The organism is Methylocella sp. CPCC 101449 (genome assembly GCF_031921685.1).
Taxonomy (GTDB): Bacteria; Pseudomonadota; Alphaproteobacteria; order Rhizobiales; family Beijerinckiaceae; genus Terripilifer.
The window spans coordinates 914,516-930,841 of record NZ_JAPDHU010000002.1 but is presented as its reverse complement, the minus strand read 5'-3'; the positions used below and the strand labels follow the sequence as shown (position 1 = coordinate 930,841).

Genomic DNA, 16,326 nt, shown 5'->3' with positions numbered 1-16,326 from the left:
GAACTCATGGCACGAACGATCATTGCATTCCTCGCGGCTCCGCTGTGGATACCTTTTATCTTTGCGATCTACGCGGCCTTCTTCTCGAAGCCGCCCGACTTCTTTGGCGAACCGGACCAGTTCATGTGGGTCGTCAGGTCGGTGATCGTCGGATTGATCGTCGGCTATGTTCCGGCCTTTCTGTTCGGGTTGCCTGCGCATCTGTTTCTTCGCGCGCGGCAGTCGGGCTTTCTGGCCTATGTGCTGATCTGGCTCCTGATCGGTTTCGTGTTCTGGTTCCTTGGCTCCCTTTGCATGGGGCTTATCGTAACCAAGGAACTCGACTTCACCCTTCGAGAAGTGGTCGACACCTTGTTGTCTCGCCCCCGCGTACCGCTGTCGGCCTGTATCCTGGGCCTGCTGGTCGGCGCCACCATATGGCGCCTGACCAGGCCCAACCTTATTCAGCGCTGACCAGGGCGCGCATACGCTCGCTGATCTTCGGCGAACGCTGCGCCGCTTTCTCGACGAAGGCTTGCAGCTCTTCGCCAGTCATCGGTTCGATCTCGACATTCTTGCTCTTCGTCGAGGCGATGAAGGCCGGATCGGCGACCATCGCGTCAAAGGCACGGCGCAGGATTTGCAGCCGGTCGTCGGGAATTTCCGCCGGTGCGGCCAGCGCCTGACCGACGTCGGCGTAATGAACCGAATAGGAGAGCAGTTCGCGATCGTCGGCGGTTTTCGCCAGGCTTTCGACCTTCGGCACGGTCTCATAGCCGGTGAACTTGCGGCTGCCCATGGTGGCGAGCACCTTGATCTTGCCGTCGCGCAGCCAGTCGGCATGCTGGGCGACCAATCCTTCCCAGGCGACGGTCGTCGCGTCGATCTCGCCACGTTCGAGCGCCAGATAGGTCGTGCCGGCACCGGCATAACCGTTCACGATCTTGAATTTGGTGCCGTAGATATCGTTGACGAGGAGCGGATGGATGGATGTCAGAGCGCCCTTGCCTGAGGAGCCCAACGCCACCTCGCGCTTGCGCGCATCGTCGATCGTGTTGATGCCGGCGCTGTGCCAGGCGACGAAGGCTCGGGGCAGATCGGCAGCCCGGCCGATGTAGCGGAATTTCGCGGCCTTGAATTTCACCGCCTCGGGCTGGGTGTCCTCGGCCAGCAGACCGGAAATCAACATGGTGATGACGGTGCCGTCTTTGGGGGCGGCGTTATAGACATAGTTGGCAGCAACGATGCCCCCGGCCCCGACACGATATTCGGTGGTCACCACCGGATTGCCGGGAATGTGGCGCTGCAGATGTTCGGCGATCAGCAGTCCATAGAGCGAGGTCGAACCGCCGGGTGCCGTCGGCAGAACGATCTTGATGGTCTTGCCTTTGTAAAAGTCGCCGGTCTGCGCCTGGGCTGTGACGCTGCCCAGAGCAGCTGTAAAGACGATCGTCAGCGCTTTCAGGGCCCGTGCCTGCAAGGTCATATTTCCTCCCGCGTGCTCAGCCGGCGGAAACGAGAATCGCTCTGCGATTCCTTCCCTCGGCGCCTCCATCACGCCCGTGTTCTTCATTTTGGGAGAACAATCGGACAACGAAGCTGTAGCAGAAAAACAACATTCACTTCAAATCGACTAAGGTCACGACGGTGCTTTTCTTGAGCAAAACCAGCATATGCAAAGTATTGAAAAGCTCGTTCGAAATCCAAAAATGAATGAATACGAGACCTTTAAGACCTCAGCTCAAGATTAGATTACATCTAAAATGTCGTACAAATACCTGTCCTGCTTGGGTAGAATCACAGCTACTAAATTGTTTTTATTCTAAATATCTTATTCCGGCACATTATTGACTCAATAGCCGCCCGTATCCCAGTCGTTGCTCCGCAGAACCACAAACAAATCAAGATTTACTTCGGTAAATCTGCGGGGAACAGAAGAAAATGAGCGATATACAGCGGGCTGCTTCGGGGGCATTTGCGGCGAAGGACGGTATCAAACTCGCTAAGCCCCTCGATCTTTCGACCTGTGCCATGACGACTGCCGTTTTCCTCGCGGTCGCGCCTTTCGAGGTGGCAATGGCGCAACCGGCCGCCGATCTGCCGCCGGTGACGGTCGATGCGCCGCAACAGCGCGCCCGCCCAGCGGCGGCCCGTCCGACACCGCGCGCGACGCGCAACACGGCCTCTCAGCCACGCCGGGCTCAACGCGCGACGGTCGCCGCGCCGCGCCCAGTTGCCGCCGCAGGTCCTAGCGCACAATTGCCGACATTCGTGCAAGGGGCGATCGGCTCCGGCCCCTACAACACGCAATCCGCTTCTTCGCCCCGGCAGACGGCGCCGCTGCTCAATACGCCGCAGACGGTCAGTGTCATCCCGAATGCCGTGATCCGGGAACAGGGCGCGCGCACCTTGACCGAGGTCTTGCGCAACACGCCGGGCATCAGTTTCGATGCCGGCGAAAACGGCTTCTCGACCTCCACCAACAATTTCAAGCTGCGCGGCTTCGACAGCAGCGGCAGCATCTATGTGGACGGCGCCCGCGACAACGGCAGCTATACGCGCGATACGTTCAACGTCGAGCGCGTCGAAGTGTTCAAGGGCTCGGCTGCCGACAATGGCCGGGGTGGTCTCTCCGGCTATGTCAACATCGTCACCAAGACGCCGCAGTTGGCGAACTTCTCGTCTGGTGAAATCGGCCTTGGCTTCGATCAGTACAATTCGAAAGCCCGCAAGCGTGCCTCCGTCGATGCCAATTATGTGATCGCGCCGACCACGGCGCTGCGTTTGAACGGCTTCGTCGAGGACAGTGGTGTGCCGGGCCGCTCAATCGCCGAAAACAAGGCCTGGGGTATCGCGCCGTCGATCACTTGGGGCCTGGGCACCGATCTCCGGGCGACCTTGTCCTACGAACACGTGACCCGCGATGACGTGCCGGATTGGGGCGTGCCGGGGGCCAGCATCAAGGGCATGGTGAACTACAATCCGGTGGCGAGCAGCGCCCGGCGCAGCAATTTCTATGGCCTGCGCTCCGATGTCGACAAAGTGCAGAGCGACGCCATCACGGCGCGGGTCGAATATGATCTCGGCAACCGCATGACGCTGAGCAATCAGTTGCGCTGGTCGAGGGTCGATCGCTTCGCCCGTTACACCGTGCCGACGGCCTATGTGCCGGGCACTCAAACCGTGACGGCACAGACCCAGTTCTACGATCGCACGGTGACGACTCTCAGCAACAACACCAATCTGTCGGGGCGTTTCAACACCGGCTGGCTGACCCACAATTTCTCGGTCGGTATCGATCTCACGCGCGAGGAATCGGAGGCTCTGCGCTATGGCACCGGTGCGGTTCCAGCCACCAGCGTCTTCTTCCCCAACCCGGATCGCGCTTTCGCGCCGGTCTCGGCGCCGACCGAACGCAACAAGGTCGAAATCAACAGTGTTGCGGGCTATGCCTACAACACGATCGAATTCGGACCGCGCTGGTCGATCACCGGCGGCCTGCGGGCTGAACAATACAACGCCAAAATTTCCAGCAAGGGCATGAACGGGCTGCCGGCTGGGGCCTTCGACGGCTACAGCGACTCGCACTTCCTGCTCAACGGCAAGCTGGGTGTCGTCTATAAGCCGACGCCTGACGGCACGTTCTATGCCTCCGTGGGCCTCGCCACCTTGCCGCCCGGTGCCTTCATGTCCAATCCGGATATCTCGCGGACTGGCGACAATGCCTTCCCAGGCCTGGTCGCGGGTGCCAAGCCGGTGCAAGCTTTAAACTATGAAGTCGGCGTCAAATGGGATTTCTTCGACAAGCGCCTGAGTGCCACGGCCGCCTTGTTCCGGATCGAAAAGCATAATGCCGCGATCACCGGTCGCGACATCGGCGAAACGACGACGACCTTGAAGGGCTATGGCCGTCAGGTCGTCCAAGGTGCCGAATTCAGCGTCGCGGGCAAGATCACCGATGCGTGGAACGTGTTCGGTGGACTGGCGATCATCAATTCGGAACGCCTGCACAGCGCCTATCTCGACGGCGTGCGCCGTCGTGCCGATCCGGGCGACTACGGTACGCGCATCAGCACGTCCGGTGACGAATTGGCGTTCACGCCGAATGTCACCGCCAATCTGTGGACCACGTACCGCTTTCCCATCGGTCTGACCGTCGGCGGGGGTTTCCAATATGTTGGCTCGTCCTATCTGGGTCGGCCGGATGATGCGCTGCGTATCATTCCGAACGGCAATTTCGGACGCCTGCCAGCCTATACTGTGGTTCATGCGATGGCGGCCTACGAGATCACCAAGGACATTACGCTGCGTCTGAACGTCGACAATATTTTCGACGAGAAATATGCGGTGTCTTCGAACTGGAACGGAACACGCGCAGCGCTTGGCGTTCCGCGCACATTCCGGGCGAGCCTCGCCTTCCGCTTCTGAAGCCCCTATAAGAGACGTGAACCCCGGCTGCCGTGGCAGCCGGGATTTGCTTTTGAAGTGCAACGGCCATGATGACCATCATTCCCGACGTTCTGAGCAAGGCCGAGGCGCGGCAGATCCATGATCTGTTCGCCAAGGCGAACTGGACCGATGGCCGCCATACGGCGGGCCATGTGGCGGCGCGGGTCAAGCATAACGATCAACTGGCGCAGGATGATCCGCTCGCCGAACAGGTGGGCAACTTCATTCTCGAACGGCTGGCCGCCAACCCGCGCTTCACGGCCGTGGCCCTGCCCCTGAAAGTCCTGCCGCCGCGCTTCAATCGCTATGCAGGCTCCGGCAGTTACGGCGATCATATCGATGCATCGATATTCGGCGTGCCGCAGAGCGGCGTCAGAATTCGCGGCGATCTCTCGGCCACCTTGTTCATCAGTGAACCTGAGGATTACGACGGCGGCGAACTGCTCATCCAGGGCGAGATGGAGAAACACAGGGTCAAACTGCCGGCCGGCCAGATGATCCTTTACCCGGCGAACACCATTCATCAGGTCACGTCGGTGACGCGCGGCGCCCGATTTGCCTCGTTCTTCTGGTTGCAGAGCCTCGTCAAGGAAGACTATCGTCGCCGCATGTTGCTCGATCTCGACGAGACGATCCAGGCGCTCAGCGCAGTCGATCCGGAGCAGGAAGCGGTGACGCGCCTGACCGGCCTCTATCACAATCTGCTGCGTGACTGGTCGGCGACCTGATGAGCGTGCCGCTGCCGAAACTTCAGCAGATCCCGCATTTGGTCGCCAGCGTTCGCGATTACGAACCGCTGGCGCGCGAACGGATGACGGCTGCGGCCTTGGCTTATCTCAGCGGCGGCGCCGCTGACGAAGTGACCATGCGGGACAATGAAGCGGCATTCGCGCGCATCAAATTGCAGCCGCAGGTTCTGCAGGATTTGCGCGGCGGCCACACGCAGGTGTCATTGTTCGGCCAGACCTATCCTTCACCCCTTTTTCTGGCACCTGTCGCCTACCAGAAGCTGGCGCATGAGCATGGCGAACTGGAGGCCGTTCTCGGCGCTTCCGCCATGCAGGTGGGAATGGTCGTCAGCACGCAGGCGAGCGTGACGCTGGAGGAGATTGCCGCGCAAGCCGCGACACCGCTTTGGTTTCAGCTTTATCTGCAGGCTGACCGTGACTTCACCGCCCAGCTCATTCAGCGTGCGGAAAACGCTGGCTACAAGGCAATTGTCCTAACGGTCGATGCGCCTTTGTCGGGTCTTCGCAATCGCGAACAGCGCAGCGGCTTTTCGCTGCCGCTTGGCGTTTCGGCGGTCAACCTGCACGGCATGAGACTGCCCTCGATGCATTTAGTCGATCCATCCGGCCCTCTCGTCTTCGGCAGCCCTTTGCTCGACACCGCCGCACGATGGAACGATATCGCCTGGATCAAGGAACGGACGTCCCTGCCCGTGCTTCTCAAAGGTATTCTGACGGCGGCAGATGCGGAACGCGCCCTCGGCCATGGCGCTGACGGCATTGTCGTGTCCAATCATGGTGGCCGCGTCCTTGATGGTCTGCCAGCCACCATCGACGTTCTTGAAAGCATTGCTGCCGTCGTTGGCGGGCGCGTACCGGTGTTGATGGACGGCGGCATCCGCCGGGGCAGCGACATCTTCAAGGCCATGGCCTTGGGTGCCCAGGCGGTCTTGGTCGGTCGGCCCTTTGCGTGGGGATTGGCGGCGGCGGGTGCGGTTGGGGTGTCCCATGTGGCAAAGCTCCTGCGCATGGAGCTTGAGGTCACGATGGCGTTGATGGGCTGTCGCGACCTCGCCAATATCACCCGCGCCCATCTCTCTAACTGAGCGCTCGCGGGTTCAATCCACTTTGATGCCCGTGTCCCGCACGATTTTGAACCAGCTCAGATATTCCGCTTCGGCGGCTTCGCGCACCTTGTCGGCTTTCATTTCCGGGTCGGGCAGAACGGAATCGAACGTGTCGATGCGGGCGGTGAATTCGGCATCTTTGATCGCCTGGGCATAGACCTCGTTCAAGCGATCCAGAATGGCCTTGGGTGTGCCGGCTGGCGCGGCGAGATAAAGGGTCGATGCCTTGTCGGCCAGTTGCGGCACACCCAGTTCGCCAATGGCGGGCGTATCCGGCAATTGCTTGATCCGGCTCGGCGCGATGACAGCCAATGGCGTCACCTTGCCGGCCCGTGCCAACGGCAATGAGCCCACCGGTGTATCGATCATCCAGAGGATTTGATTGTTGGCCAATTCCTGCAAGGCCGGTGCCCCGCCTTTGTAGGCGGCATGCCGGATATCAAGCTTCAAGGCGCGAACGATCTCGGCGCTCCACAGATGCGATGGCGTGCCGGGGCCGGCGGAGCCATAGGAGTATTGGCCCGGTTCCTTGTGCACCTTTTCGATAAGATCCTTGAACGTGGCGACGCCGGACTGAGTGGACGTGGTCATCACGCCGGGCGTCGAGGCGATCAGCGAAATGTAGCTCAGCTTCGGCAGTTCAGCCTCGCCGGTCTTGGACCGCATGGCCTCGAAGATCGCTAGCGACGAGACGCCGGAGACAAGAATGGTGTAACCATCGGGCGGCGCGCGAACGACGCTTTCGGCGCCCACGGTTCCGCCGGCACCCGGCCGGTTGAGCACGGGCATGGTCTGGCCAAGCAAGGCGCCGAGTTTCGCGGTGACGACCCTGGCGAAGCTATCGACATAGCCGCCGGCGGGAAATGGCACGACCACGTTGATGGGCTTGTTGGGATAAGTCTGGGCCATGGCGGGCGCATTCAGAGCGCCCAGTGCTAAGGCCGCCAGGACGAGGGCCCTGCAACTTAAGTGAATCCTTTTCATTTCTCCCTCCCCTGATCGTCAGCCTTGAAGCGGCACGATCTTGCCGTGACCGCTTTCGTAGCGGGCGAGCATGCGCACGTAATAGGGCCAGAACCGTTCCAGGGTGGCGCGGCTGGCGAGCTTTTCTTCCTTCATTTTGACTTCGTCTTCCGCCGGCAGGATCAGCGGGTAGCCAGTGGCCGCGAGCGTGATCTGCTGGCGGCAGGCTTTTTCAAGCGTGATGCCAAGCGTGCCGGCGACGCCCATGGATTCGCCGCAGAAAACAACGCCGTGGTTGTTCATCAGCACCGCTTTACGCGTTCCGAGCGCTGCCACCAGATCGCGGCCGAGCGATTGGGTATCGATGAGATAGGACGTGCCGCGATAGCGCGGCAGATCGTGGCCGAAATAGCAGCCTTCGTGACCGAGCCCGACGAGGTTTTCGTCGGTGGCGGCGAACAGGCAGCCGTAGAAAGGATGCGTGTGGCCGACGACATTGATCTGCGGGCGCGCGATCATGATCTCAGTATGGATGGGCCATTCCATATGCACGGTGCCGGTTCCATGCAGCTTGCGGCCTTCGAAATCGATCAAGGTAAAATCGTCCGGTCCCTCGATCTCTGCGAGACCGACGCCGGCACGTTTGAGCCAGAGGCCGCGGCCTTGCGGATCGCGCAGCGACAGATGACCGAGGCTCTTGTCCTCGTGACCATAAAGGGCCAGGACGCGGCAACCGACGGCGATTTCGTTCAATTGCGTCGCGAGTTGATTGTCGATCATGTTTTCCTCCTGGCTCAAGCCGGTTGCGCGACGGCGCCAAGGGCCGGCATGACGTGGCAGGAGAACAGTTCGATCGAGTGCGAGGATTCCTCGAAGGACATGTCGCCGAAGACGAACTGGCCAACGAGATAATTGATCCCAGCTTTATCGATCTTATTGGCGAGGAATTGCGTCACCGTCTCCGGCGAACCGGCAATGCCGCGCCCCAGTTTCTGCAGGTCGGCGAAATTGTTGGCGCGCTCGCCAAGCATGGGAGAGCGGCCATGCAGCCGGTAGAGATAGTTGAAATTATGAAACCACGCCTTGTAGCATCTGTCGGCAATTTCAGCGGCCTTGGCATCGGTCTCGGCGACGACGATGAAGACCGAGAGGCCGGTGAGCATATCCTGCGACGGTTCCTCGCCGTGCAGTTTGCGCCAGGTTGCCCGATAGCGGTCGATGCGCGAACGCATTTCCTCGGGCTCGAGAATGCAGACCATGTTCATTTTATATTTGGCGGCGAAGTCGGCGTTCTCGAACGATTGAACGCCCATCCACAGCGGCGGATAAGGACGCTGCGCCGGCAGCAACTCGATGGGCACGTTGTCGGCCTGGCGATATTGTCCCTGATAATTCACCTGCTTTTGCGTCAGAGCCGCGAGCAGGATGTCGAGGGTTTCCTGATAAACCTGCCGCGAGGTCTCCTTGTCCGAGGACTCGCCGTAGTAATGGCTTTCGATCGGCGAAATGCCGCGACCGAGGCCGACTTGCAGGCGGCCACGGCTCAGGTGATCGAGCATGCAGATTTCTTCGGCGAGACGCAGTGGGTGATAGAGCGGTAGCGTGTAGACGAGGCTGCCGATACGCAGGCGCTTCGTTCGTTGGATGACGGAGGACAGATAGACGCTAGGCGAAGCGGCGAGGCCCAGCGGCGTGAAGTGATGTTCAGCCACATGATAGGCGTGGAAGCCCGAACGATCGTAGAGTTCGGTGATCCGCAGCCGCTGCTCGTAGAATTCGTCGAGCGGCAGGCCGCTGCGGTCGACATGATCGAAAATGCCAAATTTCACGTTTCGCTCCCATTGTCGTTCCTGGCCGACAGATAGATGCAGGATAGGAAGCGAACGGGATGGAGCAATGGCGATTTTGAAAATGTCCGATAGCCGGACATGGTCTGCGACAGAGCCTTGTTATTTCCGGCGCTTTTCCGTGGCGAGCCGGGAGATCGTCCGGGCTGTTGCTTTCAGGGCGCGCAGATAGCGTTCGACGGCATCGGCCGTCGTCATGGCTGCGGCGATATAGGTGACGCCGATGGAGGCCACGGCCTCGTTGCCGACCGTCACCGGCACGGCGATGGTGGCGTTGGTGTCGAAAATGTCGGGATAGGCGATGCCGGAAAAGACGTTGCGGTGGCGCGTGGCGAAGCCGCGTGTGCGCGTGGCCGAAAGGATGCGGGCGATGCGCGTGCGATTGCGGGCGAGATCGCCATCAAGGGAAGGCCCCTGCTCGCGATAGAACCGCAGAATGAGATCGCGCTCAGGCCTCGGGCAATGGGCGAGATAGGCAATGCCGAGGGCAGTTCTCAGGATCGGCAGCACGGCGCCGATATTGCCATAGTCGATGACGAATGGGCTGTGCCGCCGCGTCGACAGAATGAGCTGCATGGTGAAATTCTGGCAGATGGCCATTTCCGTCGGCCAGACGACTTTGCGTTGCAGCTTTTCCAATTCGGGCGCGGCGATCTCGCCGATCCACTGCTCGTCCTTAAAACCTTCGCTCAAGGCGCGCACGAGGCTCGTCAAGCGATAGCGGCCGCTTTCGGCATGACGGGCGACATAGCCTTCCGAGGCCAAGGTTTCGAGAATGCGATAGAGCGCCTGCCGGGAAATGCCGGTCATGGCGCTGAGGCGTAGAACCGTCGTGTCGTTTTCGACATTGAGCGCGCGCAGCACCGCCAGTGCGCGCAGTGTCCCTCTTCCGTTGTCGCGCAAGAGCCCTCCCTCGCCCGATCGATCCTACATGTCGAAAGCGATGGTCATGCCGTCCCAGGCTGGTTCGACGCCGGCCGGGATTTCGCTTTTCAGCCGCTCGAAATCGAGATCGGTGTTGAGATTGGTGAGAATGGCGCGGCGCGGTTTCATGCGGTCGATCCATTCCAAAGCTTCGCCCAGGCTGAAATGGCTCGGGTGCGGCCGGTATTGCAGCGCGTCGATGATCCAGACGTCGAGATCCTCGAGATAAGGCAGGCTCTCATCGGGAATGTCGACCACATCAGGCGTATAGGCGACATTGCCGAAGCGGAAACCCAGCGCATCGATATCGCCGTGGCGCAGGCGGAACGGAATGCCGGAAACCGGCCCTCCGGCGCCATTGATTACGCAGGCGCGCCCATCCTCGATCGGCTTGAAGTCGAGCAGCGGCGGATATTGGCTGCCCGGCGGCGTCTGGAAAATATAGTCGAAGCGCAGCAGCACCGCATCGGCGGTCGGTGCATCCATGTGGATGTCGATACGGTGGCGCATCTTGAGGATCAGCGGTCTGACATCGTCGATGCCGTGGATGTGGTCGGCATGGGCGTGGGTGATCAGCACGCCGTCGAGATGCTGCACGTCGGCGCTGAGCAATTGCTCGCGCAGATCCGGCGAGGTGTCGATGAGAACGGTGGTGACGCCGTCCGGCCCTTCCTGCTCCACCAGAATGGAACAGCGCCGGCGCCGGTTACGCGGATTGGACCCGTCGCAATTGCCCCAGCCGATGCCGACGCGAGGCACGCCGCCGGAGGAGCCGCAGCCGAGGATCGTGATCCGCGCCTTAGGCGCCTGGCTGCTCATGCGGCGGAAGGTGCCGCATCGAGCGGCGGCATTTTCGAGAACAGACGCAGCACGTTCTGCGTCGTCTGGTCGGCGATCTCGTCGAAGGAGACACCCTTCACCTCGGCTAGCACCCGCGCCGTGTCCGTCACCCAAGCGGGCTGGTTGCGCTTGCCGCGATGCGGCACGGGGGCGAGATAAGGCGCATCGGTTTCCACCAGCAGCCGATCGAGCGGCACATCCTTGGCGATGGCGCGCAGTTCGTCCGAAGTCTTGAAGGTGAGCACGCCCGAGAAGGACACATAAAGCCCGAGTTCGAGCCCGGTTTCGGCCAAGGCGCGTGACGAGGTGAAACAGTGCAGCAGCGCTTTGAAGGCACCCTTGCTCATTTCATCGCGCAGGATGGCGGCCACGTCTTCGTCGGCATCGCGCGCATGGATGACGAGCGGCAGGCCGGTGTGTCGCGCCGCGTCGATATGGGTACGGAATACGGCGGCGGCGACATCGCGCGGGCTCTTGTCGTAGTGATAGTCGAGCCCGGCCTCGCCAATGCCGATACATTTCGGATGGCTGGCGAGATCGACAATCTCCTCGACCGTCGTATTCGGCTCCGCATGGGCGTGATGCGGATGGGTGCCGACGGTGAACCAGACATTGTCGAAACCCTCGGCGATGGCACGATAGGTATCGTGCTTGGCCACCGAGGTCGCGATCGTGATCATGCGGGCAACGCCAGCCTCGCGCGCCCGTTCCATCGTGCCAGGCATGTCCTGGGCGAAGTCAGGGAAATCGAGATGGCAGTGGCTATCGATCAGCAAGGTTTTACGCGGGCGTCGCGCCCGCCTCCGTTTCTACATAACGCGGGAAGATCGGCGTCGGCGCCGGCAGAACCGTGCCGCCGGCAAGCGCATAGCTCTTGCCGATATGGCGCAGCATGCGCGCGTCGGGGGCGACGGCGAGGCTGTCGAGCAATTTGCCGGCAGCGGTCGGAATGACGGGCTGCGCGGCGATGGCGATGTTGCGCAGCACTTCCGCCGTTACCCACAGGATCGTGCCCATGCGTTCCGGGTTGTCCTTACGACGCGCCCAAGGCTCCTCGCCGGCGAAATAGCGGTTGGCGTCGGCGACGACCTTCCAGATTTCCGCCAGCGATGTGTGAAGCGCGAATTCCTTCATCGCTTCGCTGGTGCGCTCGGCGAGCGCCCAGGCGGCGGCGAGAATGGCTTCGTCATTGGCGGTCAGTTCGCCTGGAACCGGCGCCTTGCCGTCGCAATTCTTCGCCACCATCGACAGCGAGCGCTGCGCCAGATTGCCGAGATCGTTGGCGAGATCGGCATTGATGCGGTTGACCAGCGCTTCGTGCGAATAATTGCCGTCCTGTCCGAACGGCACTTCGCGCAGGAAGAAATAGCGGATCTGGTCGACGCCGTAATGCTCGGCCATGGTGATGGGATCGACCACGTTGCCGACCGACTTCGACATTTTTTCGCCGCGGCTGAACAGAAAGCCGTGCACGACGATCTGCTTCGGCAGAGCGATCTCCGCCGACATCAGAAAGGCCGGCCAATAGATGGCATGAAAGCGCGTGATATCCTTGCCGATCACATGCGCGTCGGCGGGCCAATAGTGCCAGTTCGCCGCGAATGTGTCGGGATAGCCGCAAGCGGTGAGATAGTTGGTCAGCGCGTCGACCCACACATACATGACGTGCTTGTCGTCGCCCGGCACCGGCACGCCCCAATTGAATGTGGTGCGGCTGATCGACAGATCCTGCAGGCCGCGCTTCACGAAGGCGACGATCTCGTTGCGGTATTTCTCCGGCACGATGAAGTCGGGATGCGCTTCGTAATGCGCGAGCAGTTTGTCGGCGTATTTGGAGAGCTTGAAGAAATAGCTTTCCTCTTCCACCCATTCGACCGGCGTACCGTTGGGCGAGAACTTCTGGCCTTCGGCATTGGACGTGATCTCGCCCTCGTCGAAATAGGCTTCCTCGCGCACCGAATACCAGCCGGCATATTTCGACAGGTAGATGTCGCCCTTCTTCTGCATCGCCTCCCAGATGGCGCGCGAGGCACGATAGTGGCGCGGTTCGGTGGTGCGGATGACATGATCGGCGCGTGCGTTCAGCACGGTGCCCATTTCGTCGAACTGGGCGGCGGTGCGGTCGGCGAGTTCCTGCGGCTTCAGCCCATCGCGGGCGGCCGTCTGCTGCATCTTCAGGCCATGCTCGTCCATGCCGGTGACGAAGAACACGTCTTCGCCGGCGATCCGGTGAAACCGGGCGATCGCATCGGTGGCGATGCGCTCATAGGCATGGCCGATGTGCGGCTTGCCATTGGCATAGGGGATGGCGGTGGTAATGCAGAATTTCGCCGTCATTTTCGTTTCACAAACTCATTTCGCGAGTCACGTTCGCGCGGCCTGCACGGCCGTGGACAGATCGGTAAAGGCGTTCAAGATGAAGGTCCGGCGGTCGAGATTCAGGGCCATCGTCTCGCGCGCCGAGAGCGCGATCTTGTCCCATACCTCCGCCAGCGGCGCAAGGCGGGCGCCTTCTGGGGCGCCTTGGCGCACGCGCGCGTCGATCCAGTCGAAAATCGCTGAAATCATGGCCTCAAACTCCTCCGTCGCCTCGCGGCCGGTGAGTTTGTCAGCGAGCCCATGCACGCGCCGCCAATCGACCGTGGGCAGGTGACCCAACAGCCCATCGACGGCCTCGATCAGGGTGAGGCTGTCGCCGGAGAGCAGCCGCAGGGTATCGCGAACCGAACCGCCGCTACGACGTGCCGCCTCGGTGAGCCGGCGCTGGTCCGTTTCCGCGAAGGTGCCACCGAGCGAATTCACCGTCTCGATGATGGCTTCAGGCGTCAGTTCGCCGAGATTCAATTTGCGCGTGCGCGAACGGATCGTGGTGAGCACCTGCGCTGGACGATGGGATACGATGAGAAAGAGCGAGCGCGGCGGCGGTTCCTCAATCAACTTCAAGAGCGCATTGGCGCTCGATCCGTTGAGATCCTCGGCGCTGTCAACGATGGCGACACGCCAGCCGCCCTCCCCGGATGCATGGTGAAACATGTCGATGACGCGACGCACGTCGTCGATGCGGATTTCGGTGTAGTGGCGCTTGCCCTTGGGATCGTAGGCGCGGCGCAGCACGGTCACGTCGGTATGGGATTGCGACTGGATGCGATGCACGGCCGGATTGTTCGGATCGACGGAGAGATCCGTGGCGCGCGTTACGGCCGGCAGGCGTGGATCGCCATGGGCGAGGATGAATTTGGCGAAGCGCCAGGCCAGCGTTGCCTTGCCGATCCCTTCCTTGCCGCCGATCAGCCAGGCGGAGGGCAGCCGGCCACTGCGATAGGCCGACAATAGTTCCTGTTCGGCGGCGCCATGGCCGAAAAGCGTGGTGGCATCGCGCGGATGCGGCGCGTTGTGAAAGCGATCGCTTTCCGGCGCTGCCTCACCATCGCCGGCGCGGGTGCTCGGGCGGCGGCTCACGGGGCGCTCCTCGAAACGGTTTTGGCGCCATCGACTGCACCGGCTTTCTTGCGAACTGTCGGTTCGGACGGCAGCAGCCGCGCCTTGACGAGACGCGGTTTCACCGCGTCCCAGATTGCCGCTTCGACTTCATCGCGGGTGCGCGTCGCGTCGATCACGACGCAGCGCCCCGGCTCCGCTGCCGCGATGTCGAGAAAACATTGGCGCAAGGCGGTGTGGAAAGCCTCGTTCTCCCCTTCGAACCGATCGACGGCGGCATCGCCGCGCCGCGCCGTGGCACGCGCCAGCCCTTCTGTGGCCGGCAGATCGAGGATCAAGGTGAGATCGGGGCGCGTATCACCAATGGTGATGCGCTCGAGCCCGTCCATGAACCGCTTGTCGAGATTGCCGAGCGCGCCCTGATAGGCGCGGGTCGAATCCGCGAAGCGATCGCAGACGACGACGTCGCCGCGGGCCAGCGCGGGCCGGATCGTCTGGTCGAGATGGTCAATGCGCGCCGCCGCGAAGAGCAGTGCCTCGGCCGCCGGTCCCAAAGGCGCGGCCGCGCCGGAGAGGATGACCTGGCGGATTTCCTCGGCCTTGGGCGAACCGCCCGGCTCGCGCGTCGCGATGGCCGGTAGGTCCAGCGCCTGCAAATGGGCCAGGAGCCGCTTCACATGGGTGGACTTGCCCCCACCCTCGCCGCCTTCAAAGGTGATGAATAAACCTCGGCGCGGCGCTTGCCGCTTTGCGAACCTGGTACGTTTGGCCATCAGCTCTTGAACACATATTTGCGGATGAGGCCTGAGAACCATTCAAGCCCGGCGTCGAGGGCCTGCTGGCGCAAGGTACCCTTGTCGACGGTTTCGGCTGCTTTCAGCGGCGTGTCGAGAGCCAAAACCTGACCGCGGTAGATTTTTAGCCGCGCCACCTCGTCGCCCTGCCGCACGGGTGGGATCAGCGGGCCGGTGTAGACGATCCGCCCGCTGAGCCGGTCGGTCGAACCGCGCGGCACCATCACTCGGATCGGCAGATCGGAGACGAGATCGACGCTGCCTTGCGCACCGCCATAAACCTTGGCGGCGCCGACCGGCTCGCCAGCCGCGTAGATATTCTTGTGATCGAAGCCGCGCATGCCCCAGGTCAGCAGTTTGCGGGCTTCCTCGGCTCGTTCGCGGGCGGTCTTCGCACCGTTGAGCACGAGGATGAGGCGCTGGCCGTTCTCCACCGTCGAGCCGACGAGGCCGAAGCCGGAATCCTCGATATTGCCGGTCTTCAGGCCATCGGCGCCGATATTCATCGTCAGCAGTGGATTGCGGTTGGTCTGACGGATCTTGTTCCAGGTGAATTCGGGCTCGCCAAAATATTTGTAGTAGTCCGGATAGGTCTTGATGATGTGCAGAGACAGACGGGCGAGATCGCGTGCCGTCACCTTCTGTTCCGGATCGAACCGGCCCCAGGCGTTCTTGAAGGTGGAATCGCGCAAGCCGAGTTCCCGCGCTCGCTTGGTCATCAGCGCGGCGAAGGTTTCCTCGCTGCCGGCCATGCCTTCGGCGAGCGCGATCGCCGCATCATTGCCGGATTGGATGATCAAGCCGCGCAGCAGATCCTCGATGCGCACCTGACTGTTGACGGGCGCGAACATGCTGGAGCCGCCAGATGGCGCACCGCCACGCCGCCAGGCGTTCTCGGACATGACGAAGGTTTCATCGAGGGTGTGCCGATCTTCCTTCAGTTCCTTGAACACGAGTTCCGCGGTCATGATCTTGACCAGCGACGCCGGCGACATGAGCTGATCGGCGTTCTTCTCGAATAGGACGCTCTGGGTATCGGCATCCATCAGGATCGCCCAGGTGGCCGATGTCGTGATGGTTTGCGCCCGCGCCCCGGCAGGTACCAAAGCCAGGGCGACCGCCAGCAGTGGCGCGGTCAGGCGCACGAGCGGATTGGATGTGAAACAGGCTGTCAGGGCGGACATGAAATCGGGCCATCCGGGGCATCGGGCGGACCGCTGATCCGCCCGGACTCTTG

At 61.8% G+C, this 16,326-nt stretch carries 15 protein-coding genes; 4 read left to right on the top strand and 11 right to left on the bottom strand.

Annotated features, from left to right (window positions below):
* Positions 1 to 6 precede the first annotated feature (6 nt).
* Positions 7 to 453 (top strand): hypothetical protein, encoded by a 447-nt coding sequence (locus OIM99_RS15225; protein WP_311851272.1) that lies wholly within the window; start codon positions 7 to 9, stop codon positions 451 to 453.
* Here OIM99_RS15225 and OIM99_RS15220 read toward each other — a convergent pair.
* Positions 440 to 1,465, bottom strand: a complete 1,026-nt coding sequence (locus tag OIM99_RS15220) for a tripartite tricarboxylate transporter substrate-binding protein (protein WP_311851271.1) — start codon at positions 1,463 to 1,465, stop codon at positions 440 to 442. The two genes, OIM99_RS15225 and OIM99_RS15220, sit on opposite strands and share 14 nt — an antisense overlap.
* A gap of 455 nt (positions 1,466 to 1,920) precedes the next feature.
* Here OIM99_RS15220 and OIM99_RS15215 point away from each other — a divergent pair, with 455 nt between their 5' ends.
* From OIM99_RS15215 to OIM99_RS15205, 3 genes are all read left to right on the top strand, one after another.
* A complete protein-coding gene (locus OIM99_RS15215; RefSeq protein WP_311851270.1) occupies positions 1,921 to 4,407 on the top strand; it encodes a TonB-dependent siderophore receptor in 2,487 nt (828 codons plus the stop codon).
* Positions 4,408 to 4,475: 68 nt separating this feature from the next.
* A complete protein-coding gene (locus OIM99_RS15210) occupies positions 4,476 to 5,156 on the top strand; it encodes a Fe2+-dependent dioxygenase (RefSeq protein ID WP_311851269.1) in 681 nt (226 codons plus the stop codon).
* A complete protein-coding gene (locus OIM99_RS15205) occupies positions 5,156 to 6,262 on the top strand; it encodes an alpha-hydroxy acid oxidase (protein WP_311851268.1) in 1,107 nt (368 codons plus the stop codon). Before OIM99_RS15210 ends, OIM99_RS15205 begins: the two co-directional genes overlap by 1 nt.
* 12 nt (positions 6,263 to 6,274) lie before the next feature.
* Here the strand turns inward: OIM99_RS15205 and OIM99_RS15200 are convergent, their stop codons facing one another.
* From OIM99_RS15200 to OIM99_RS15155, 10 genes are all read right to left on the bottom strand, one after another.
* On the bottom strand, positions 6,275 to 7,192 hold the full coding sequence (locus OIM99_RS15200; RefSeq protein ID WP_311851267.1) for a tripartite tricarboxylate transporter substrate binding protein: 918 nt from the start codon (positions 7,190 to 7,192) through the stop codon (positions 6,275 to 6,277).
* 93 nt (positions 7,193 to 7,285) lie between these two features.
* Complete coding sequence (locus OIM99_RS15195; protein ID WP_311851266.1) at positions 7,286 to 8,026, bottom strand: class II aldolase/adducin family protein; 741 nt, start codon at positions 8,024 to 8,026, stop codon at positions 7,286 to 7,288.
* A gap of 14 nt (positions 8,027 to 8,040) precedes the next feature.
* Entirely contained in the window at positions 8,041 to 9,075 is a 1,035-nt protein-coding gene (locus tag OIM99_RS15190) for an LLM class flavin-dependent oxidoreductase (RefSeq protein ID WP_311851265.1), read from the bottom strand.
* Positions 9,076 to 9,195: 120 nt separating this feature from the next.
* Complete coding sequence (locus tag OIM99_RS15185; protein ID WP_311851264.1) at positions 9,196 to 9,996, bottom strand: helix-turn-helix domain-containing protein; 801 nt, start codon at positions 9,994 to 9,996, stop codon at positions 9,196 to 9,198.
* Positions 9,997 to 10,020: 24 nt separating this feature from the next.
* Entirely contained in the window at positions 10,021 to 10,836 is an 816-nt protein-coding gene (locus OIM99_RS15180) for an MBL fold metallo-hydrolase (RefSeq protein WP_311851263.1), read from the bottom strand.
* The gene (locus OIM99_RS15175) at positions 10,833 to 11,633 is read right to left on the bottom strand and encodes a TatD family hydrolase (RefSeq protein WP_311851262.1); all 801 of its coding nucleotides are present in this window, start codon (positions 11,631 to 11,633) and stop codon (positions 10,833 to 10,835) included. Before OIM99_RS15175 ends, OIM99_RS15180 begins: the two co-directional genes overlap by 4 nt.
* 4 nt (positions 11,634 to 11,637) lie before the next feature.
* The gene (metG, locus tag OIM99_RS15170) at positions 11,638 to 13,194 is read right to left on the bottom strand and encodes a methionine--tRNA ligase (protein ID WP_311851261.1); all 1,557 of its coding nucleotides are present in this window, start codon (positions 13,192 to 13,194) and stop codon (positions 11,638 to 11,640) included.
* Positions 13,195 to 13,221: 27 nt separating this feature from the next.
* Positions 13,222 to 14,316, bottom strand: a complete 1,095-nt coding sequence (locus tag OIM99_RS15165; protein ID WP_311851260.1) for a DNA polymerase III subunit delta' — start codon at positions 14,314 to 14,316, stop codon at positions 13,222 to 13,224.
* Complete coding sequence (gene tmk / locus OIM99_RS15160; protein ID WP_311851259.1) at positions 14,313 to 15,068, bottom strand: dTMP kinase; 756 nt, start codon at positions 15,066 to 15,068, stop codon at positions 14,313 to 14,315. The genes OIM99_RS15165 and tmk overlap by 4 nt, the downstream gene beginning before the upstream one ends.
* Positions 15,068 to 16,273: a D-alanyl-D-alanine carboxypeptidase family protein gene (locus OIM99_RS15155; RefSeq protein WP_311851258.1), complete on the bottom strand. Its 1,206-nt coding sequence runs from the start codon at positions 16,271 to 16,273 to the stop codon at positions 15,068 to 15,070. The genes tmk and OIM99_RS15155 overlap by 1 nt, the downstream gene beginning before the upstream one ends.
* Positions 16,274 to 16,326: the final 53 nt, after the last annotated feature.